16 protein-coding genes are annotated in these 22129 nt (G+C 44.9%); 8 read left to right on the top strand and 8 right to left on the bottom strand.

What is annotated here, in order from left to right; genetic code table 11:
- Positions 1–23 precede the first annotated feature (23 nt).
- On the bottom strand, positions 24–1382 hold the full coding sequence (locus tag VJL_RS08160) for a serine/threonine-protein kinase (protein WP_038877066.1): 1359 nt from the start codon (positions 1380–1382) through the stop codon (positions 24–26).
- 231 nt (positions 1383–1613) lie between these two features.
- On the opposite strand from VJL_RS08160, the gene VJL_RS08155 reads away from it, so the two are divergent.
- The 4 genes from VJL_RS08155 to VJL_RS08140 all read left to right on the top strand — a co-directional run bounded on the left by VJL_RS08155 (position 1614) and on the right by VJL_RS08140 (position 4498).
- Positions 1614–2621 (top strand): LacI family DNA-binding transcriptional regulator, encoded by a 1008-nt coding sequence (locus VJL_RS08155; protein WP_038877063.1) that lies wholly within the window; start codon positions 1614–1616, stop codon positions 2619–2621.
- A gap of 37 nt (positions 2622–2658) precedes the next feature.
- Positions 2659–3585, top strand: coding sequence for a LysR family transcriptional regulator (locus VJL_RS08150; protein ID WP_038877062.1), 927 nt, complete (start codon positions 2659–2661; stop codon positions 3583–3585).
- A 203-nt stretch (positions 3586–3788) separates the two neighbouring features.
- Complete coding sequence (locus VJL_RS08145; protein WP_038877060.1) at positions 3789–4166, top strand: SMR family transporter; 378 nt, start codon at positions 3789–3791, stop codon at positions 4164–4166.
- Positions 4167–4168: 2 nt separating this feature from the next.
- A complete protein-coding gene (locus tag VJL_RS08140) occupies positions 4169–4498 on the top strand; it encodes an SMR family transporter (protein ID WP_005429986.1) in 330 nt (109 codons plus the stop codon).
- Positions 4499–4575: 77 nt separating this feature from the next.
- Here VJL_RS08140 and edd read toward each other — a convergent pair whose 3' ends face one another.
- Positions 4576–6372: a phosphogluconate dehydratase gene (edd, locus tag VJL_RS08135; protein ID WP_038877058.1), complete on the bottom strand. Its 1797-nt coding sequence runs from the start codon at positions 6370–6372 to the stop codon at positions 4576–4578.
- A complete protein-coding gene (locus tag VJL_RS08130; protein ID WP_038877056.1) occupies positions 6369–6890 on the bottom strand; it encodes a gluconokinase in 522 nt (173 codons plus the stop codon). The genes edd and VJL_RS08130 overlap by 4 nt, the downstream gene beginning before the upstream one ends.
- 152 nt (positions 6891–7042) lie before the next feature.
- Here VJL_RS08130 and VJL_RS08125 point away from each other — a divergent pair, with 152 nt between their 5' ends.
- Positions 7043–8419, top strand: coding sequence for a GntP family permease (locus VJL_RS08125; protein ID WP_038877054.1), 1377 nt, complete (start codon positions 7043–7045; stop codon positions 8417–8419).
- Between the two features lie 9 nt (positions 8420–8428).
- Entirely contained in the window at positions 8429–9040 is a 612-nt protein-coding gene (locus VJL_RS08120) for a bifunctional 4-hydroxy-2-oxoglutarate aldolase/2-dehydro-3-deoxy-phosphogluconate aldolase (protein WP_005430025.1), read from the top strand.
- Between the two features lie 84 nt (positions 9041–9124).
- On the opposite strand, the gene VJL_RS08115 is transcribed toward VJL_RS08120, so the two are convergent.
- The 4 genes from VJL_RS08115 to VJL_RS08100 form a co-directional block, all read right to left on the bottom strand.
- A complete protein-coding gene (locus tag VJL_RS08115) occupies positions 9125–12310 on the bottom strand; it encodes an SIR2 family protein (protein ID WP_038877052.1) in 3186 nt (1061 codons plus the stop codon).
- Positions 12311–12529: 219 nt separating this feature from the next.
- Positions 12530–13885, bottom strand: coding sequence for a glutathione-disulfide reductase (gene gorA / locus VJL_RS08110; RefSeq protein ID WP_038877049.1), 1356 nt, complete (start codon positions 13883–13885; stop codon positions 12530–12532).
- A gap of 241 nt (positions 13886–14126) precedes the next feature.
- Positions 14127–14825 carry a glutathione S-transferase family protein gene (locus VJL_RS08105; protein WP_038877102.1) on the bottom strand — a complete coding sequence of 233 codons (699 nt, stop codon included), beginning with the start codon at positions 14823–14825 and terminating at the stop codon, positions 14127–14129.
- Between the two features lie 147 nt (positions 14826–14972).
- A complete protein-coding gene (locus VJL_RS08100; protein ID WP_038877048.1) occupies positions 14973–15812 on the bottom strand; it encodes a 23S rRNA (adenine(2030)-N(6))-methyltransferase RlmJ in 840 nt (279 codons plus the stop codon).
- Between the two features lie 403 nt (positions 15813–16215).
- On the opposite strand from VJL_RS08100, the gene prlC reads away from it, so the two are divergent.
- Positions 16216–18258 (top strand): oligopeptidase A, encoded by a 2043-nt coding sequence (gene prlC / locus VJL_RS08095; protein WP_038877045.1) that lies wholly within the window; start codon positions 16216–16218, stop codon positions 18256–18258.
- Between the two features lie 83 nt (positions 18259–18341).
- On the opposite strand, the gene asnC is transcribed toward prlC, so the two are convergent.
- Positions 18342–18806 (bottom strand): transcriptional regulator AsnC, encoded by a 465-nt coding sequence (gene asnC, locus VJL_RS08090; RefSeq protein WP_038869962.1) that lies wholly within the window; start codon positions 18804–18806, stop codon positions 18342–18344.
- Between the two features lie 115 nt (positions 18807–18921).
- Between asnC and VJL_RS08085 the strand changes: the two genes are divergently transcribed.
- Positions 18922–22047, top strand: coding sequence for an EAL domain-containing protein (locus VJL_RS08085; RefSeq protein WP_038877043.1), 3126 nt, complete (start codon positions 18922–18924; stop codon positions 22045–22047).
- Positions 22048–22129 lie beyond the last annotated feature (82 nt).

The raw sequence follows: 22129 nt of genomic DNA, 5'->3' as shown, positions 1-22129 counted from the left end.
TTGTGTTTAAGCCTTTTTGTGTTTTAGCCTTTCTGTTTAGTGCGAATATCAGGCGCACAATTTGGCTGACAACTTATTGCGTTTGTTAGGTGCTTCTCTGGCACCGGTGTCATCATCGCCAATAACATTTTTTGTTTTATGTGTTTGGGGATATCTGGATTAGACAGAATCCGCCTACGTGTCAGCTCCATCATGGCACTGACGGACATATGCTCGACATTTTGCCCCTTGGCATGGAAGACAAGGCGTGTTACTTCGTACATGATGTCTTCTGCAATCTTCTTCTCTTGTTGCAGTTGGATGTTCTTTTGAATCAGAGTGTTACTGAACAACAAACCAGATAACACTAAGATTGCGGACAATACCGATGGCAGCGGTCGGCGCTGTACTAGACGAAGTATGCTGTACAGCGGCCAGTGCTTCTTTTGTTCGATTGGACGGTGCTCAAGAATGTTCTCAATATCTAACCGTAAGGTGCGCACATCGCGGTAGCGTTGCTTTGCTATAGAGCGAGTTGCTCGACGGATCACCCAATACACATCAGACCAAACTGGTGTGTTTGGAAACATCAGCGCCAGAATCTTACCCAGTGAATACACATCACTTTGCTCCGTTAAGAACTGGCCTTTTTGTTGTTCGGGGCTGGCGTAATGTTCACTAAAGGCGATTAAGCCTGAATGCGATTCTTCAGAATTCGACTGTGCTTTTTGTGTTAGGTTAAAATCGAGCAGTTTTGGCCGCTTGTTGCGATCAATCAGAATGTTTTCCGGTTTGAGATCCGCATGCAAGATCTGATGCTGGTGGGCGTGTTCCATGGCCTCACAGATCTGCTTGAACAGCAGTAACTTATCGTCGCCTTCCATTGGCAGTAACGAAAGGTAATCGTCCAGGGTTTGGCCAAAAACGCGTTCCATCACGATGTAAACCGAATCATCGTGTAGACCGCCATCGAACACTTTGGCAATGTATGGGTGATTCAAGCGAGCCAGCAACTGCGCTTCATCAAACAATGCTCGTTGTCCTAAAACCTGACTCAAATTGCTTTGGATAAACTTGATTGCAAGGTCTTGCTCAAACGTCTCATCAGCGCGCTGTGCCGCATAGACTACCCCCATACCACCACGACCTAATTCATGGGTAAGGCGATATTTACTGATCACTTCTCCACTTAGATCGACTTCATGGCTCGTGGCCTGATGCGCGCAAAAACCGAGCAACTGAGTGAGTTGTTCCTGTTGTTGGTCGATAGCCAAAAGAGGGGCGATTTGGAGGTAAAGCTCAGGTTGACTCTTCTGCAATGTTGCTAGGTATTGCTGTTGTTGAGAGTCGTCCAGATCAAGCAGGTGATAGTAAATCTGGGTTTTGCTGGAGCCTAACTGCACTATACTTTTTATCTTATTTTTTTAGGTACGGCAGTTTATAAGAAACTTAATATTAATGTCATTTATTTATTCGGCTTTGAATCACAATTATGAGAGCGCAATTTGGTTACTGTGTTTTTATTAAGCTTATGATTTTGTTGATTATATGGTGAATAATCTCTACTTGGCTTGTCGCGAGCGGGCGTATTGGTCATAATGTTACTAGTAACATTACTGATAAATTAGATATTTATGGCTCAACATAATAAAAAATCACGAACGACATTGCAGGATGTCGCAGACAAAGTTGGCGTAACTAAGATGACGGTATCGCGTTATATGCGTAATCCGGAATCTGTGGCAGAAAAGACTCGAGTAAAGATTGCCGCAGCGATTGAAGAGATGGGCTATATCGAAAACCGTGCTCCGGCGATGTTATCTAAGTCTTCCAGTAAAGCGATTGGTATCTTACTGCCTTCACTGTCCAACCAAATTTTTGCTTCTTTTGTTCAGGGCATTGAAACGGTCACTAAAGCTAATGGTTACGAAACACTGCTCGCACACTTTAGTTATGACGAATTGGAAGAAGAACGCAAAATCGCGTCGCTGCTCTCTTACCAAGTTGATGGCTTAATCCTAACCGAAAGCCACCATACCCAACGCACTTTACAGATGATCAAGAACGCCGGTGTGCCCGTGGTCGAAACCATGGAACTGCCAGAGCAGCCGATTGATATGGCGGTCGGCATGGATCACGAAGATGCCTCTTACAGCGTCGTAAAGCGTATGTTGGAATCTGGCAAGCGCACCATCGTTTACTTCGGCGCTCGCTTGGATACGCGAACAAAATTGCGTATGCAGGGCTATGACCGCGCAATGACTGAAGCGGGTTTGGAGCCAAAACACGTCCTAACGGGTGATCACTCAAGCTTTTCGCTAGCGCATGATTTATTAGAGCGTGCACTTGCAACCTACCCTGCTCTTGATGGCGTTTTCTGTACCAACGATGATATTGCTATTGGTACCTTGTTGAGTGCTCAACAACGTGGCATCAAAGTACCAGAACAACTTGCGGTCGTTGGCTACAACGCTTTAGACATTGGCCAAAGCATCAGTCCAAAACTGACCAGCGTGGATACGCCGCGTTTTGAAATTGGTGAAAAGAGTGCAGAGTTGTTGATTGCGCGTCTAAAAGGGGAAACTCAAGAAGACAAAATGGTCGATATGGGTTACCGAATTACCGCAGGCGAGAGCGTTTAGTCCGCCATTATTTCAGTTTCATCACTAGGGTGCCGTTATGCCACATCAACTTGATGCGCTAGACCTCAATTTAATGCGCTTACTCAAAGCCGTGGTGGATAACCGCAGCATCAAGTTGGCGGCGATGCAGCTTGGTATTTCGCAACCCAGTGCCAGCCGTGGTGTGATGAAGCTGAAAGACGTGTTTGATGATCCATTGTTTGTGCGTAAAGCGCACGGGGTGGAGCCATCCCCAATGGCAATTAGCTTAGCTGCGGAGTTTGATAACATGCTGTCGCCGCTAGAAAAAGTGGTCCAGGAGTTTTCGGACTTTGACCCGCTCGAATACCAAGGTCAGATTGCGATTGTGACCGACCCCTATTTGATGGATGAACAAGGTCAGCGTTTATTGCGCGGTTGCCATCAAGCCTTTCCTCAAGCTTCGTTTGTCTTCTCTAGTTGGAATATATATTCCCAAGACGAGATGTTAGAGGGTGAGCATGACTACTGTATTCTCGACCAAGAAACTGAGTTGTCGAAAGACATCTACATGCGTCCATTGTTTGTCGAAAAACGGGTGATTTTGGCTCGTAAAGACCATCCAACCTTATCTCAAATCAGCAATGACTGGGATACGGTGTCGGAATTGCCACTGGTCTCTCTGCCTGCTCCTGCGTCTTACAATCCACTTTGTACAGTTGAATCTGAGTATCGCCGTATGGGTTACGAGCCTGTCGTACTACTTAAATCCTACAATTTGCGCGTCGCTTGCCAAATGCTGCTTGAGACCGATGCCATCATGTATGCCAGCCAAAGTACTGCACATTTGATGCACGAGCTTGCCTCTTATCCAATGCCGATGGTCAACCGAGAGTTCAGCCAGTTTGTTGTTTCGGGGGGGTATTTACAGACCTACCGTAACCACCCATTGCACCGCCATTTGCACCAAGTGGTGCAGCAAACCCTCAATACGCCATTAACGTGATCGGATAAGCAAACTGTCCTTTGAGATATTCAAAAATGAATATCTCAATTACCTGTCTGTTTTACTGAAGAAGGGCTAATCTGACTGCAAATAGTCAGGAGAAGCGGCTCTTTTTATATAATCAATTCTTTGAATGTCTGATTCTTAAAGGACATTCACCATTCTCCGTTATGCAGTTTTTTAATTTCTGGGGAGGATGAATCATGCTCATTGCACGTCTATTTTTATTGCTTGCCATTGTTGCCGAAGTTGCTGGCACCAGCACCATGTCGTATATCGGCGAAAGTAATGCGTGGGAAGGCTATCTGGTGATGTACGTTCTGATCGCCATTTCCTATTACTTCCTGTCGAAAGCAGCAAAGAAAATCTCTATCGGTGTCGCGTACGCAACGTGGGAAGGCTTGGGTATCGCCTTGATTACCCTAGTTTCTATCGTTTTATTTGATGCCAACTTAAGCGCGCAGCAGTTGCTTGGTTTGGCGTTGGCAGTGGTCGGTATCGTGTGTGTGACGCTCGGTGAATCACACGGTCAGCCTCAACAAAAAGATGAGTTGTCACGCTCATCGAATGCGAAGTGTTAATCATGAGCCAATTTTTTACTGTTTCATTTGGATTTGTTGTTATGGCGGCGTTGGTCGACATCATGGCGAACATGGCGCTGACTCGTTCTAAAGGCTTTAAGCACAAAGGGTGGGGCATCACTGCGATTGTATTGGTGATGGCGGCGTTTACGTTGCTTGCTCAAGCGGTAAAAGAGATTGACCTTGCGATCGCATACGCCTCTTGGGGCGCGATAGGTATCTTAGGTACCGCGATTGGTGGCGCTTTGCTGTTCAAACAAAAGCTTAAGCCAATTGGCTGGTTTGGTATCTTTGTGGTGATTGCAGCAGTTGTGGTGATGAAGACGGCTTGATGATTGAAAGTTATCTACGAAGCAAAAAGCGGAGTGCACAACACTCCGCTTTTTCTGTTTTTGAGGGGCTTCCCACCCTACACAATAAAGCTTGCGCCTTCTTCTGCGCTCGAAACGCTCTGACGAATCACGCTAAAGAAACCACGACCCCAAGTCTGTTGTTTCGCTTCAGTGTCCATCTCTAACAGTTCACGACCCGCAACGTCGCTTAGGTTATTCAACTCGCCAGTTTGGCAATCAACGCGGATGATGTCGCCATTGCGCACCAAGCCAATCGCGCCGCCACGAATCGCTTCTGGAGATACGTGGATTGCCGATGGAATCTTACCGGATGCACCCGACAGTCGACCGTCTGTCACTAGCGCGACTTTAAAGCCCGCTTTCTGCACGTTGCCGAGAATTGGCATCAGTTTATGCAGCTCTGGCATGCCGTTCGCTGCAGGACCGTTGTGCGTCACGACCACGATGCAATCTTGGTTTAGCTCACCGCGTTTGTACGCTGCTTCCACTTCGTGTTGGCATTGGAATACGATTGCTGGTGCTTCGATGATGCGCTGATCTTCTTTCACCGCAGACACCTTCACTACTGCTTTACCCAAGTTACCGTTGAGTACGCGAGTACCACCGGTGTTTTGGAAAGCTTGCGTTGGCGCAGCAATCACTTCGCCGTCTTGGCTGCCATCACATGGTGTCCAAGTCAGTTTGCCGTCAACTAGCGTAGGTAGCGTCATTTGGTCTTCGAATTCGCCGAATACCGGTTTCACGTCACGATGAAGCAAGCCCGACTCGTCCAAACGATGCAATAGCGCAGGTACGCCGCCCGCTTCTTGGAATGCGTTCATGTCAGCTGGACCATTCGGGTAAACGCGCGCCAACAGTGGCACGACTTCAGATAGGTCACTGATGTCTTGCCATGTCAGAATCAAACCTGCTGCACGCGCCACTGCCAACATGTGGATAGTGTGGTTGGTGCTACCGCCCGATGCCAACAGCGCAATAATGCCGTTGATTAGGCTCTTTTCTGTGACCACTTCAGACAATGGACGGAAGTTGGCTGAACCCGCATTCATTGCCGCGACTTTCAGAGCTGTATGATCGGTTAGCGCCTTGCGTAGCTCAGTATGTGGATGGATGAAGGCCGAACCTGGTAGCATCAAACCCATTGCCTCAAACACAAGCTGGTTGGTGTTTGCGGTGCCGTAGAAAGTACACGTGCCCGCTGAGTGGTAAGCGCGACACTCCATATCAAGCAGTGCGTCTTTGCCAACTTCGCCCGCCGCGTATTTTTGGCGAACGTCGACTTTCTCTTCATTGCTGATGCCCGTTGCCATCAAACCTGCTGGCACAAATGCCGTTGGTAGATGTGCGTAAGACAGCGCGCCCATCAATTGTCCTGGTGCGATTTTGTCGCAGATCCCCAGAAGCAAAGTCGCATCGAACACGTTGTGGCTCAGTGAAAGTGCCGTAGATTGGGCAATTAAGTCACGAGAAAACAGCGACATGTCCATGCCAGCTTGACCTTGAGTCACGCCATCACACATTGCTGGAACGCAGCCAGCAACTTGCGCAGTGTGACCGTAGCCAGACAGCACTTGTTTGATTTGATCAGGGTAGTGTTGGTAAGGCTGGTGGGCACTCAGCATATCGTTGTAAGCACTGATCAGCGCCACATTCGAATGAGTGAAATCCAGAATGCTTTTCTTTTCTGAAGAACAAGATGCCGCAACGGCGTGCGCCAAGTTACCGCAAGACAGACCGACACGACCTTTGCCGGCTTCTGCTTGGACTTCAGTGCGAGCAAGAAACGCCGCACGCGCCTCTTGGCTGCGCTCTACTAAGCGTTGAGTAACATCTAAAATTACTTGATGAGTCATACGGTCACCTCATTTTGAGCTCGAATGAGTTCAGCTGCGTTAGCTACCACTTCTTCGATCGTGGCATCAATATCAACAAAAATGGTACGAGGTTCGTTCTCTGGGCGCTCAAGCGTTTCAAACTGGCTGTTGACCATGTTCTCTTTCATGAAGTGACCTTGGCGAGCACGCATGCGTTCAAGGATCAATTCTTTGCTGCCGTCTAGGAATAGGAAACTAACGTTTTCGTTACCGTCGCGGATTTGGTCACGGTAAATCTTTTTTAGTGCCGAGCAGACAATAATGCCGTGCTCGTTTTTGCTTTCTAAGCTATAAGCAGCGTCGCGGATACGTTCTAGCCATGGTTTGCGGTCGTCGTCATTCAGAGGCTGACCTGATGCCATTTTCTGAATGTTTGCTCGTGGGTGAAGGTTGTCTCCATCAATGAATTTACGTCCTAGCTTTTCTGCTAAGTGCTCACCAATTGTGGTTTTGCCACTCGCACAAACGCCCATAACGACGACACTACTACCAGCCATAACTTATCCTCATAACAAATTTGCGCGTGATCTCAATTTTTGAATTCACTTTAAAATATGGGTTTATCTTATTCATGTTATCGGTAACATGTTACCGGTAACTCAAATAAATGTGAACCACGACACAAACAATAATTCTTAAAGGTGAACCCATGGAACAGCTAACCCAAGCTCCAGACCCTACGTTCCTACTAACGATTGCCGTCCTCGCGATTGCAGCGTTACTTGTATTGATTATTAAGCTAAAAGTGCATGCTTTCGCTTCCCTAACTATGGTGAGTTTAGGTACTGCGATTGCCACTGGCGTTTCTTCTGATCAAGTTGTCCCAACCATGATGAGTGGTTTTGGTGGCACACTGGCATCAGTTGCATTGCTGGTTGGTCTTGGCGCAATGATCGGTAAGATTTTGGAAGTGACTGGCGGTGCAAAAGTACTGGCAGACACTTTGATTGGACGCTTCGGTAAAGAGCGCGCACCGTTAGCATTAGGTGTGGCATCATTACTGTTTGGTTTCCCAATCTTCTTTGATGCTGGCCTAGTGGTTATGATGCCAATCATCCTAAGTGTGGCTGCACGCTTTGGTGGTTCGCCAATCAAATACGCGCTACCAGCGGCGGGTGCATTTGCTGTAATGCACGGTTTTGTTCCTCCGCACCCAGGTCCTGTTGCAGCCGCTGAATTCCTAGGCGCAAACATTGGCCTACTGCTTGTTGTTGGTATTCTAGTCGCTATCCCAACTTGGTACCTAGGCGCTTACCTATTTGGTTTGTACGCAGGTAAGAAATTCGATATTCCACTATCAAAAGCGTTCTTCAACGGTGAAACACAAGTTGATGAATCTAAGCTGCCAAAATTTGGCACAGTAATGACCATCCTAGTACTGCCTGTACTGCTAATCTGTCTAGACACAGTACTGAACACGCTAGCGGTTGCGGGTGTGATTGATGGCAAAACAGCTCTGGTTGAGTTCCTACGTATGCTAGGTAAAACACCAGTAGCACTTCTGATTACGCTGCTTGTAGCTCTTGCGATATTCGCAAAAGACTACGGCATGGCAAAACTTGAGAAGCTGTGTGGCGACTCATTAGCTCCAATCTGTGGCGTTATCCTAGTGACAGGTGCGGGTGGTATGTTCGGTGGCGTATTGCGTGCAAGTGGCATCGGTGATGCGCTAGCAGACGTTCTGACTGATACAGGTATGCCAGTAATCGTAGCAGCGTTTGTTATCTCTACCTGTCTACGCGTTGCTCAAGGCTCAGCAACCGTAGCACTAACGACAACCGCAGCACTTATCGCGCCGGTCGTAGCAGCATCAACAGGTTTGAGCGAGCTAGACCTATGCTTTATCGTTATCGCGATTGCAGGTGGTGCAACAGTGCTTTCTCACTTCAACGACTCTGGTTTCTGGCTAGTTTCTCGTCTACTAGAGATGGATGAGAAAACAACGCTAAAAACTTGGACGGTAATGGAAACGTTACTTGGTAGTATCGCGTTTATTATCGTAGCAACATTAAGCTTTATTCTTTAGAGGTTACCCATGACAACACTTGAACAACGATTAAGAGAAATCAAAATCGTCCCAGTTATCGCAATCAACGATGTAGCACACGCTCTGCCACTGGCAAAAGTGTTGGTAGAAAACGGTTTACCATGTGCGGAAGTGACATTCCGCACTGAAGCGGCGGCTGAGTCGATCCGCATTATGCGTGAAGCGTACCCAGAGCTGTTGATTGGTGCTGGTACCGTGCTGACAACAGAGCAAGTGGACATCGCGATTGAAGCGGGCGTGGACTTTATCGTGAGCCCAGGCTTCAACCCAACGACAGTGAAATACTGTCAGCAACGTAACGTGACAATCGTACCGGGCGTGAACAACCCAAGCTTGGTTGAACAAGCGATGGAAATGGGTCTACGTACTCTGAAGTTCTTCCCTGCTGAGCCATCAGGTGGCGTAAACATGCTTAAAGCACTAACGGCAGTTTACCCAGTGGAGTTCATGCCAACAGGTGGTGTAAGCCCATCTAACGTGGAAGATTACCTAGCGCTGAAATCGGTTGTCGCTTGTGGCGGTACTTGGATGGTGCCAACCGCTATGATGGACAACGGCGATTGGGAAGGTATTGCTGAATTGGTTCGCGCAGTTAAGTAAAACGCGCAAGCGGCTCCGAAATACCCCCGAACGTTTTAAAACGTGAATAGAAAAAGGGTCATCAAGTAATTGATGACCCTTTTTTTATATTGCTTCACTAGTCGCTTTTGAGGATATTTGTCTTACTCTAAACGTAACATATTTGTATTTTGATAAATCTATAGTTCGAGGTAATAATCCCGAGATTATCGGAGATAATAAAGAACTATATTTATTTTCTTTTTCTGAATTATCATAGATTCTCCAGAATAGAGAGCTTTGTTGAAACAACTTCATTAAAACAGGGTAATTGCCCAAATTTTGATAGTAAGCCCATAATTCTTTGTGAGATGAGTTGAATAATGATGTCATTTTTTGAGAAAAACTATATACGTAACTGGAATGTAATAGTTTTAATTCAACTTGATTAAGTTTATCGATATCATTACTTCTGTCTAATAGACTACCTTTTCTAGTCACAGCGCGGAATTTGTTATACTGATCATCTTTGCTTTGTAATACCTTGTTCAACCATTTCATTTTTTCTTTTGAAGATTTTTCTAAGTCATATAATTTTATACATATGTTATTTGCAGTAATGGTATTATTGGTATTCCTAAAGTGCTCTTCCAGTTCTTTGAGTTCTTGAATGCTAGTATGTTCTGATGTTGATGCAACTATATACCTAGCTCCAACATGATTCTTATCTATTGCTAATAGTTCATTCGCGAATTTATTAGCGTTATCATAATCTTTATTAAACTCATATAGTAATGCTATGCTATCCAGTAATGATTTTAATAATCTTTTTTGTGGATGTTCTTTTTCTTTTAACCTCTCATATGCATAAAGAAGGGTTTCTTCTGCTTTTTCATCCTGATCTAACATTCTAAGCGCTTCACCTAAATTAACATCCATTTGTATTGATGTTTTTGCTTTTTCATTTTCTTTTATGATCGCTTTTATTTGCTCAGTAAATTTAATTAATTCTCTATGTCTGTTATTTCTTGACAAATACTCTCCATAAGCTTCACTTATAACTAAGGCAGAGTTAAATCCACGAGTATTGTTCAATTCAATTGAGCATCTTAATAAGTGCAAAATTATAATGTGAGTACTTCCAATATTAGTAAGCATATCTTTAGATATTGCACATAAATTAAGGTTTCCACTTTGCCACTTTTTACCAAGGTGCACGTTAGCAAGTTGCTTTACAATGCTGTATACTTCTTTAGTCGTCAATTGACCATAAACATAATGTCGAACTATTGGTGGAAGTGAGTGTATTTTTTCATCACCTAAATATGATGTTGTTTTTAAAAAGTTCTTGCTTACATTTACAGATTCTACCAATTCTAAACTATATAATTCCTTTAAGTGGGAAGCTTTGAAGTTAAACTCAGAATTTGCTTGTTTTAGATTTGTAAATGAATCTCCATTTTCTAAAACAGAAAGTATTTTAACTAACTCATAACTACGTAAAGAATGAGTCTCATCACTAGATAATAAAGACTCTATACGTTTTCTTAGCTCGTTGGGGACTGATCTATCCGGGTCATTTTTGTATGTTTCTGGGGAAAAGTGGGCATCATAGAGCTCATCTATTGATAAAATTTCTAATTCACCTATGTATTTATCTAGGAGAGCAGGAATGCCCTGAGATAGCTCTAGCAAAGACTCATATACATGTTCATCTGGTTTAGAATGGATTGCTGGGTGATGGCTTATATATGAGCGAACGTCAAACTCCTCTAGTGCGTATAATTTTACTGCTGGAGTTTTAGAGTTTAAAAAGCTTTTACTACAAATTATAATCTTACAATCTAAGTTAAACTCAGTAACAACATTAATAAGCCATTCAATAGTAATTAATAACTTGGCTTTATCGCCATCTCTTAATGTTGAGTCAAAATTATCTAAACATAGAACTGATGGAGAAGAACTCATGCCACTAATAAAGTCTTGTAGGCCAAAGCCATAGCTTAACTCTATTCTATCTAAAAGATCTTCTTTTGTTTGTACGTCCTCTAAATCTATTCGATATAGATGTGAATTTAATATCGGTGAATACGTGTCATTAATTAGTGATAATATAAATTCATCTTTTCCTAAACCCCAATCACAAACAAGATTTAATACTCTAGATGTTTGAATTATCTCAAAGCAACTTGCTCTTTCTACTTCTCTTATATGCTGATGAGCATTGTTAAAATTAACATCCCAAGTAGGTGTTGTAATTAAAATATCTCTAAATAATATATTATCATCGGAAGAGTTAGATATAGAAGTTTCTTTTTTATTTATATTGCATATGGTTTTGTTACTTTTTTCTGAATTTAATATATAATTAGATAGTTCTGGAATGAATTCATGGCAATTAATTCCACCATAAATTCTAAATCTATTTCTCCCTATAGCTGGCTGTACTGATTTTATTAGCTTTTCATATCTGTTATTTATAATGCTTTCCTCATTTTCAAAGAAAGCCCAAATAACATTGAAATTCGCACTATCATCATCCATTAAGTCTCTTAGTGCTTGCATAAATATATCATCCCAACCACCATAACCTATTACAAATAGAGTCTTATTTTTTAGTATGTTGGATAATGAAGTTTTTAGCTTAGGTCTATTTAACCTGAGTTGGCTCTGTGTATGCATAGTATCTGATTTTATCCAGTCACCATGCATATGAACTATGTTAATTATATCGGATTGAAATTGTTCTAAACTACCATCACCATGCAATACAACCTTGTTTGACTCACAAGATATTTTTCTTAACGCTATTGATATCAAAGGATCAAAGTTTGTGGTAAGAACTGGCCCTGATTTGAATTTTTGCGATGTTAATATTTTTGCCAATGACTCTATAGTTTCTGAAATATGCCAAGATGAAGAGTCATTTTGTAAGGATAGTAAATTTTCATGATCTAATAAATCATAGTCTTCTGAATTAGAATAGTTTGCCTGCAGTACTGCTTTTCTGACGATTAAGTTTAATGTGTCGGGATCTGTATAATCAGCGAGAAATTCAAATGCTTTCTGGTATTGAATAGTATCATCTTGATATTTATCTATGACTTCATCGACATATTCATCTTTAAGATCTAACTCTTTGTCGACGTAACTTTCAATTATATCGAGTACCCCTTTTACACCAGGGACACCTTTTTGACCTTGCTTGGCTGGAGATGATAAAGGTGCACCAACTAGCAGGGCTATTTCTTTCCTGCTTTGTTTCAGAGCACTCATCAGAGCTTTTTTGCTCGCTACACGAAAACTACTCACTAGAAACCTCACTACGTATTGCGATATCTCAAATAGTTATCGCGATTTTTATGCAATTAGTTATCTAATATACTACTACGTGCATTTAGAGAGATCTTTGAAGTTAACGTGGTTTATTGAGCTATCTGTTTTATCTTGGTTCGCAGGTTAAATTTATTGATTTGCAAAAACCGATTAGAGATAACTCTAATCGGTTTACTCTTTTTAGAACTTATACTTTTAACGCATTGTCACGAACTCTTCTGAGCCCGTTGGGTGGATAGCCACAACAGAGTCGAAGTCTGCTTTGGTTGCGCCCATCTTCATTGCTACGCCGAAGCCTTGAATCATTTCATCAACCGTGAAGCCGATGCCGTGTAGACCAACAACCGTTTCTTCTTCGCCAGCACATACTAGCTTCATCTTACATGGTTGACGGTGCTTAGTAACCGCTGTGTACATCGCAGTAAAGCCAGACGTGTAGACTTTGATGTTGTCTTTGCCGTATTTCTCTTCTGCTTCTTGAGTCGTTAGACCGATTGTGCCGATTGGTGGGTGGCTGAATACCACGGTTGGTACCAATTCGTAATCCATCTTCGCGTTAGTTTTGCCATTAAATAGGCGTTCAGAAAGTTGACGACCCGCTTTAACAGCCACTGGCGTTAGCTCAATACCACCTTCCATGATGTCACCCACACAGTAGATGCCAGGAACGTTAGTTGTTTGGTATTCGTCTACCTTAATGTAGCCACGGTCGTTCGTTGCAACGCCAGTTGATGCTAGGTTGATAGCATCTGTAGCTGGGTGGCGACCGATTGCCCAGATTAGGGTATCTACGTTTTGGCTTTCACCGTTTTCTAGGTGCAGAGTTAGGCTGCCGTCTGCTTCTTTCACCACTTCTTTTGGTACAGAGTGGGTGTGCAGCGTTGGGCCTTCCGCTTCCATTACTTCTACTAGCGTTTCGATGATCATTGGGTCGAAGCTACGTAGCGGTGATTCTTTACGGCAGAACAGGTGTGTTTCTGTGCCTAGTGCATGCAGAACGCCCGCGATTTCAACCGCGATGTAACCCGCGCCGATCACTGCAACGCGTTTTGGTTGCTCAGCAAGCTCGAAGAAGCCGTTTGAATCGATGCCGTATTCTGCACCTGGAATGTTTGGAATTGTTGGACGGCCACCCACTGCGATCAGGATATGATCCGCTGTGTAGTGTTCACCGTTTACTTCAACTGTTTTCTCGTCAACGAACTTAGCAAAACCTTTGATAACGTTTACTTTGTTGTTGCCAAGAACACGGTCGTAAGATTGGTGGATACGACCAATGTAAGCCTGACGACTCTCAACCAGTTTGCTCCAGTCGAAACCTTTTACATCTACATCGAAGCCGTAGTCTTCTGCGTACAGGTTCATTGCTTCTGCAACTTGCGCGCCGTGCCACATGACTTTCTTAGGCACACAACCAACGTTTACACAGGTGCCGCCAAGGTCTTGAGCTTCGATAAGCGCTACTTTAGCACCGTACATTGCCGCACGGTTTGCTGATGCGATACCGCCGCTGCCGCCGCCGATACAGATATAATCAAAATGAGTCGCCATTACTTTCTCCAAGAGCTTATTAATTTTGTCTGACAATAATTACATTGGGGTGCTGGGTGATGAACTCAACAGCCCAACGGAATTGTTGTTAATTCCATGCCCCTATCATAAATCGAGTCTAGCAATTTCCTAAATGGGAAAAAGTGACATTGCTTATGACAAATAGCGATGAAAGGATAGCAAAGCGGAATAAGGCGCTATTCCGCTTGGTGTTTTTCATCCTCAGGGGAGGGGAAAACCATTAACCGCAGCAGCTTGATGTGCCATAGCCTGACTGGGTTTGCACGTCTTTACCATCCGCTAGGTAAGTGTTGGTTAGGTAGAAATCGCTAAACAGCTGCACGAAGTCTTCCGATACTGTCTTCTCTACTAATCCTGATTCTAGGATGTGCTTTTGCCATGCCTGCATTTTTGGCAGACCACAGAAGAAGTCGTAACCAGAGTGCGCTTTGACGATGGCAGCGCGGTGTAGAAGTGGCAACCACGCCATGTCTACATTGCTTAGTTCATCGGATTTGAAGAACTTGGTTTCACCAGACAGTTGGTTTTCTGCTTTTTGGAAAGCTTTGATCAGCTTCTCTACTCGCTCTTCAAAGGTTGCTTGGTCTTTGCTGCCCATGGTGCCGCACTGAGGCAAGTAGTGTTTAGAACCTAGGTAGCTCCATGCTCGGTCGAGTGCGCGTTGTTCGTTTGTCACGCCTTGCTCTAACGGACCGTATTCGTCTTCGATGTATTCGATGATTGCATCCGACTCAAACAGTGCCGTGCCAGATTCTGTCACCATCATCGGCACTTGACCGTTTGGTGAGATATCTAGGAACCATTGTGGCTTGTCTTTTAAACTGATGTATTCAATCTCGTAAGGGATCTGTTTTGCTTCTAGTGCCGCGGTTACGCGCTGAACAAATGGGCAAATTTTAAAACTGATAACTTTAAGCATGGTCATTTCTCTCTATGTTTTAGCTTGTTTACATCCCTAAGACGCAGGCAAAAAAGAAAAGACGAAGCGCAGACGAAAATTTTTAGAAAATAAAAAAGCGCAACGAGGTCATCGTTGCGCTTAAAGATTCTTGAATTCAGTGTTTTTTTATTCTGGAACGATCCAGTCAACTTTCCAGTGGCCGGTTGCTGGCGCGATCGCTTCTTGTAGGAATGGCAGAATCTCTTTCATCTGGCTTTCCAGTTTCCACGGCGGGTTAATCACGATCATACCCGATGCGGTCATGCCGCGTTCGTTGGTGTCGGGAGAGACACCAAGCTCGATTTGCAGGATTTTAGTGATCCCCAAGCCTTCTAGGCCTTCAATCATATCTTCGATATCGCAGCGGTTTACCACTGGGTACCAAATTGCGTAGATACCCGTCGCCCAACGTTTATGGCTTTGGAAAATCGCTTGTACTACGTCACGGTACTCTTTTGCGAGCTCGTATGGAGGATCAATCAGCACCAAACCACGGCGTTCTTGCGGTGGCAAACTGCCTTTCAGACGCTTAAAGCCATCTTCTTTGTAGATGCTCACTTGGCGATCGCGGTGGAACTCTTGCTCAAGCAATGGGTGATCGGCTGGGTGCAATTCAGTTAGAACCATGCGGTCTTGCGGGCGGATTTGCGCACGTGCAACGCGTGGTGAACCTGGGTAGTAACGCAGGGTCTCACCGTTGTTCAATGTTTTGATTGAATCGATGTAGCTTGCGATCTCTTCAGGGATGTTTGGGTTGTCCCAAATGCGTGCGATGCCTTGTTTGTATTCGCCCGTTTTCTCAGACCATTCGTGAGTCAGATCGTAACGTCCCACACCCGAGTGGGTATCGTGATAAACAAACGGCTTATCTTTCTGCTTTAGTGCATCAAGAATGAGGCTTTGAACGATGTGTTTTACCACGTCAGCATGGTTGCCAGCGTGGAAGCTGTGGCGGTAACTTAACAAATTAAACTCTCGAAACACTCTTTGACTGAGTGTGGTCTGTGATTTTTGCGCGATGGCGGTATTATACTCAAGTAACTTGAAGATGTAGAACTTCGATTCAAATCAGTTGAACTGATAGAAGGATGGTATTGAAATTTCTTTAAGTCACCCATACTTAGTATGAGTAAACAAATTAAACCTAAGTCGAATTGCCATGCTCCAACAGAGTGCTTAGCTTGACTTAGGCATAACAACACTCAAGGACAGAGTAAGCTCTCTTTGGCCCCTTCGGTCATCGCAGCATAGAGAAAGGGAACGGAAATCCCCCCATCCATGTTGTTGGCTTGCCTGTGCATTGGGTGCGCTTATTTTTATGCAAATACGAATAGGCAATTACAGAGCCAAAACACAAAAGGAATTATTCATGTCTAATCCACTTCTTACGTTTACGGATCTTCCTCCGTTTTCGCAAATCAAACCAGAACATATTAAACCTGCAGTCGAGCAGGTGATTGCGGATTGTCGTGCCAAGATTGACGAGGTACTGAAAGACAACGCCAACCCAAGCTGGGTAAGTGTTATTGCTCCTATTGAAGAAGCTGATGATCGTTTGAGTCGTGTTTGGTCCCCAGTCGGCCATATGAACTCGGTCGTAAACAGTGAAGCGTTACGTGAAGCGTATGAAAGTTGTCTCCCCATTTTGTCTGAATACGGCACTTGGGTTGGTCAGCACAAAGGTCTGTACGAAGCGTATAAAGCGATCAAAGCCAGTGAAGAGTACACGACGCTGACGCGTGCACAGCAGAAGACTATTTCTGATTCACTGCGTGACTTCGAGCTTTCAGGCATCGGTTTACCATCAGACGAGCAACATCGCTACGGTGAAATTAGCAAGCGTATGTCTGAGTTGAGCTCAAAATTCTCTAACAATGTGCTGGATGCCACCATGGGATGGACTAAGCACGTTGCCGACGAAAAAGATCTTGCGGGTATGCCAGAGTCAGCGCTTGCTGCAGCGAAAGCCGCAGCAGAAGCGAAAGAGCTCGACGGCTACCTAATTACTTTAGATATCCCTTCTTACCTGCCAGTCATGACGTACTGTGACAACCAAGAACTACGTCGAGAGTTGTACGAAGCATACGTAACGCGCGCTTCTGATCGTGGCCCTAACGCAGGCAAATGGGACAACTCAGAAATCATCACAGAGCAGCTAAAACTGCGTCATGAAATCTCTCGCATGTTGGGTTTCAACACTTACAGCGAAAAGTCACTGGCAACCAAAATGGCCGAGAATCCTTCGCAGGTACTTGGCTTCCTAAACGATTTAGCGACCAAAGCGAAACCACAAGGCGAACGTGAAGTGGAAGAATTGCGTCAGTTTGCTGAGAGTGAATTCGGTGTGACTGAGCTAAACGTATGGGACATTGCCTATTACAGCGAGAAGCAAAAGCAGCACTTGTTCCAAATCTCGGATGAAGAACTGCGCCCTTACTTCCCCGAATCAAAGGCAGTAAGTGGTTTGTTTGAAGTGCTAAACCGCGTATTCGGTATGACTGTGACTGAGCGCGAAGGTGTGGACACTTGGCACGAGTCAGTACGCTTTTTCGATATTTTTGATAGTGAAGGCACATTACGAGGCAGTTTCTACCTAGACCTTTACGCACGTGAGCACAAGCGTGGTGGTGCATGGATGGATGATTGTCGTGGTCGTCGAGTGACACTATCTGGCGAGCTACAAACGCCGGTTGCTTACCTAACGTGTAACTTCAACCGCCCTGTAGGTGACAAGCCAGCGCTGTTTACGCACGATGAAGTGGTGACTTTGTTCCACGAGTTCGGTCACGGCATCCATCACATGCTGACGCAAGTAGAAACAGGTGCGGTATCGGGTATCAATGGTGTGCCTTGGGATGCGGTTGAGCTACCAAGTCAGTTCTTAGAAAACTGGTGTTGGGAAGAAGGTGCGCTGGCGTTCATTTCTGGCCACTACGAGACTGGCGAGCCTCTACCAAAAGCGATGTTAGATAAGATGCTTGCGGCGAAGAACTTCCAGTCGGCGATGGGCATCCTACGTCAACTTGAGTTCGGCTTATTCGATTTCACTCTGCACACAGAGTACGACCCAGAAGTGGGTGCTCGCGTTCTTGAAACCTTGGCAGATGTGAAGCAGAAAGTTGCGGTACTGCCTGCGGTTGAGTGGGCTCGATTCTCACACAGCTTTGGTCATATTTTTGCTGGTGGTTATAGCGCGGGTTACTACAGCTACCTATGGGCAGAAGTATTGTCTTCAGACGCGTTCTCTCGTTTCGAAGAAGAAGGTATCTTCAACAAAGAAACGGGTATGAGCTTCCTGAACAACATCTTAGAAATGGGAGGCAGTGAAGAGCCAATGGAGCTATTTAAACGCTTCCGAGGTCGTGAGCCAGAAATCGATGCACTACTGCGTCATTCCGGTATCGCAGCATAATCTCGATTGAGAATGAAAAAGGGCAGCCAAGTGGCTACCCTTTTTATTTTTTGATTCGGCTTTTATTTTATGGATTCAGCGTTTTATGGATTTACGTTGCGATTAATTGGGTTTTGCAGCGAAATCAGGGTTTCTGTAGATTGGACTTCATCAATAGCCTGCAGCTTATCAATCAATACAAACTGCAGTTCTTCAATCGATTTGCACATCAATTTGACGAATATGTTATACGCGCCCGTGGTGTAGTAAGCTTCCACCACTTCATCGAGGGCGTTGAGTTTTTCCAACGCAGAGTGATAGTCACGTGCGGCATTGAGATTAATGCCAATAAAGCAACACACGTCATATCCTAGCTTTTTGGTGTTGACGATCACCTCAGTACCTTCGATGATGTCCGCCGCTTTCATTTTCTCGATACGAACGTGGATCGTTGCAGGGCTAACATCAAATTGTTTTGCCATTTCTGCATAAGGCGTTCGAGCATCGGCCATCAGCGTTTTTAGAATGGCACGATCAAGATCGTCGAGTTTCGGCAGCGTCGCATTCATACAATGTTTTCCGTTGGGTATGAGGTGTAAAATTCATTTTATACGCACAGCGGGCCGGATTCACAAGGTTTTAGCAGGGATAACCGCGAGGTAGCTCTGATGTCATGGAGTTGATGTGCCACTTTTTCTGTTTTTTATCGCGATGTTGTTCAGTGCGATCGTATCGGCGCAAGAGCAAAAAGTACTTGTTGTACATTCCTACCACCAAGGTTTCTTTTGGACCGACTCTATTCAGCGCGGTTTTGCCCAGCAACTTGAAGATTACCCACTCGATATTCGAGTTTTGTACCTTGACTCTAAGCGCAGCCAAAGCCAGCACTTCTTCAATCAACTCGAATCACTTTATCGCACCAAGCTGAGCGAAGAGCATTTCGATGCGATTGTCGTCAGTGATAACAATGCACTTGCTCTGATGCAGCGTTTGTCAGACGTATTGCAAAATACGCCAGTCATTTTTAGTGGCATCAACAATTACATTCCTACTTTGCATCAGGGACTAAAAGCCACAGGCGTGATCGAAGATATTGATTTGCTTGCCAACCTTACGCTTATCGAGCGATTACACCCAAAGCATAAGCAGATTCTTGTCGTTAGTGATCATTCGGTCACTGGATTAGCGCTTCGAGCTCAAATAGAAGAATTTCTTGATAAAAACCCGCAATATCGCGACAAAGTTCGTCATCTTGTTCCTGACAATGTCGATATGTTGAAACAGGAAGTTTCGCGACTGAACATTGAGAATGTGGTGCTATTTTGGACTTACTACCGCGATATTAATGGCAATGTTGCCACGGACAAGGATTGGCGAGACATCAATCAAGCATCGAACGCGCCTTTATTTATGGTGCACGATATTGGGTTGGGTCATGGTGCTGTGGGTGGTGTGATTCAAAGTGGTTATCGTCAAGGTTTTGAGGCGGCAAAGTTATTGGCCTATGTGCTGGGTAACCCAACGCAGCCGTTGCCAGCGGTAGTGCGCGCGGAATCGGACATTAAACTCGATTACCAATCGGTCGTCCGCTGGGGATTGGGGGCTGAACAAGAGGCATCGTCGGTGTTCTTCAATAAGCCCGCAGAATTTACCGAGCGCTATGCAAAAGAGATCAAATTGTTTGGTAGCCTATTTATCGTCATGGTGATGGTGATTGTGCTGCTGAGTTACTACTTGCAGCGTATTCGCCGTAGCGAGAGTATTGCCCGTGAAAGCCAAGCGATTTTGGAGTCGGTATTCGACCAGAGCATGCAGTATATGGGGATTCTCGACCACCATGGTTTGCTCAACTCGGGCAACGATCGTCTGCAGTCTTTGCTTTATCATCAGGATATACGTCTCGATCGTCCACTTTGGCATCATAAACACTGGAGTGAAGACGCACGTCAGTTGCTCGCAAACTATTTTCAGTCTCAGAATCGTAATGTGGCGACCTTTGAAGCTGAAATCTGGAGCACAGAACATGGCGCGATGGTACTGGAAGTGTCGTTAAAGCCGTTTTCTCAACAAGTGGGTGACCAAGAACAATACTTGTTTGAAGCGCGTGATATCACTAGCCGAAAAGCAATGGAAGACAAGCTTTATCAGCGTGAGTCGAGCTTGCGTAGTTACTACGAACAGCAACCTGTGATGATGGTGACATTAGATAATAATAATCGGATTCAAGAGGTGAACCGCTTTGCTCAGCAGCTTTTAGGTTATCAACCGTTGGATATGCTGGGTCATCACTTGTGTGCATTCTACTCTGACGAAAAAGCACTGTACCCCCGCCAAGTGCTACTTCAACCACAGCAAGTGATGCATGGGGTTTGGCGTCGTGAAATTGAGTATCGTCATGCCGATGGTCATTCTGTTTGGGTTCGTGAAAATATCCGTCCATTGAGGGATTCTGACCAATTGCTGATCGTCGGTGAAGACATCACGGAAACCAAAAAGCTTGCTAAACAACTGGAATATCAAGCAAGTTACGATCTGCTGACCGATACCTACAACCGCAACTATTTTGAACTCGAACTGCAAACGGCGTTACGAGAAGTGGAAAGCCATCGTCGTGTGCATGCCATGCTTTATCTCGACCTCGATCAGTTAAAAGTCTTGAACGATACGGTGGGACATGACGCAGGCGATGCGGCCATTCAGTTTTGCGCTAGCATGCTTGAAGAAGTGCTGCCTCATAACGCGGTGCTTGCGCGCATGGGTGGTGATGAATTTGCCGTATTGCTCAAGGATTGCGATGAATATGGCGCGATCAGCGTTGCTAAACACATTATCTCAACATTAAGCGAGCAGCTATTTCGTTGGGAAGACACGCGTTTGTTCATGAGTTGCTCGGTGGGCATTCGTATTATTGACCACACCGCCGAGACGCCACAAATGGTTCACGCTCAGGCAGACTCTGCGTGTCACGTCGCCAAAGAGCAGGGTCGTAATCGCTATAACCTGTTCAGTTTAGACAATGAAGAGCTGCAGCGTCGCCAGCTCGAAATGCAGAGCGTTAACTTAGTGCATGAGGCATTGTCGAATAAGCGTTTGGAATTGTTTGCTCAACAAATACTGAATTTGCGTGGTGAAGGTTCGCCGCTGTGCTTTGAGATTCTAGTACGTATCCGTGATGCTCAAGGCAACTACTTGTCTCCAGGTATTTTTATGCCAGCTTCAGAGCGCTACAACATCGCGCACTGGATTGATAAGCAAGTTATCACCCAAACACTTGAGTGGTTTGAAGCGCGTCCCGAGGTGGTGGAAAAGCTCGGTCGCTGCGCGATTAACTTGTCCGGCCAATCGATGGGTAATCAAGAGTTTATCGACTTCTTATTGGAGCGTTTGCAGCTGTCTTCTATTCCTTGTGAGAAGATTTGTTTAGAGATCACCGAGACCGCTGCTATGAGCAATATTGATCAAGCGCTTGGCTTCTTCACTCGGGTTAAAGCGTTGGGATGCTTGATTGCATTGGACGATTTTGGTTCTGGTCTATCTTCTTTTGGCTACTTGAAGCAACTTCCTGTCGATATCGTGAAAATTGATGGCCTTTTCGTGCGAGATATCAACACGAACGAAATGGATCGTGTCATGGTGCGCTCGATTAACGACCTTGCGAAGCAATTAGGTAAGGTCACAGTTGCTGAGTTTGTGGAAAACGACCAAATTACCGAACACTTAAAAGCACTGGGTGTGGATTACGGACAAGGCTATGCGATTGGTCACCCTCAGCCATTGGCTGAATTGGTCGAAGCACTTCAACCACTTTAAACGGACGACACTATTCTCTACCTAGATTGTCCTCAACCTAGCAATTGGAGGCGGGTTGGGTATACACTCAGCGCCAGTTAAA

The sequence above is a fragment of the Vibrio jasicida CAIM 1864 = LMG 25398 genome, assembly GCF_000400365.1.
In the GTDB taxonomy this organism is placed as follows: domain Bacteria; phylum Pseudomonadota; class Gammaproteobacteria; order Enterobacterales; family Vibrionaceae; genus Vibrio; species Vibrio jasicida.
Note: the sequence above shows the minus strand (reverse complement) of the source record. Positions and strands in the feature narration are given on the sequence as shown.

What these genes read in the sequence shown, in the direction of transcription:
- VJL_RS08155 (WP_038877063.1), top strand. Translation starts at nt 1,614, where the DNA reads ATGGCTCAACATAATAAAAAATCACGAACGACATTGCAGGATGTCGCA.
- VJL_RS08150 (WP_038877062.1), top strand. Translation starts at nt 2,659, where the DNA reads ATGCCACATCAACTTGATGCGCTAGACCTCAATTTAATGCGCTTACTC.
- VJL_RS08145 (WP_038877060.1), top strand. Translation starts at nt 3,789, where the DNA reads ATGCTCATTGCACGTCTATTTTTATTGCTTGCCATTGTTGCCGAAGTT.
- VJL_RS08140 (WP_005429986.1), top strand. Translation starts at nt 4,169, where the DNA reads ATGAGCCAATTTTTTACTGTTTCATTTGGATTTGTTGTTATGGCGGCG.
- edd (WP_038877058.1), bottom strand. Translation starts at nt 6,372, where the DNA reads ATGACTCATCAAGTAATTTTAGATGTTACTCAACGCTTAGTAGAGCGC.
- VJL_RS08130 (WP_038877056.1), bottom strand. Translation starts at nt 6,890, where the DNA reads ATGGCTGGTAGTAGTGTCGTCGTTATGGGCGTTTGTGCGAGTGGCAAA.
- VJL_RS08125 (WP_038877054.1), top strand. Translation starts at nt 7,043, where the DNA reads ATGGAACAGCTAACCCAAGCTCCAGACCCTACGTTCCTACTAACGATT.
- VJL_RS08120 (WP_005430025.1), top strand. Translation starts at nt 8,429, where the DNA reads ATGACAACACTTGAACAACGATTAAGAGAAATCAAAATCGTCCCAGTT.
- gorA (WP_038877049.1), bottom strand. Translation starts at nt 13,885, where the DNA reads ATGGCGACTCATTTTGATTATATCTGTATCGGCGGCGGCAGCGGCGGT.
- VJL_RS08105 (WP_038877102.1), bottom strand. Translation starts at nt 14,825, where the DNA reads ATGCTTAAAGTTATCAGTTTTAAAATTTGCCCATTTGTTCAGCGCGTA.
- prlC (WP_038877045.1), top strand. Translation starts at nt 16,216, where the DNA reads ATGTCTAATCCACTTCTTACGTTTACGGATCTTCCTCCGTTTTCGCAA.
- asnC (WP_038869962.1), bottom strand. Translation starts at nt 18,806, where the DNA reads ATGAATGCGACGCTGCCGAAACTCGACGATCTTGATCGTGCCATTCTA.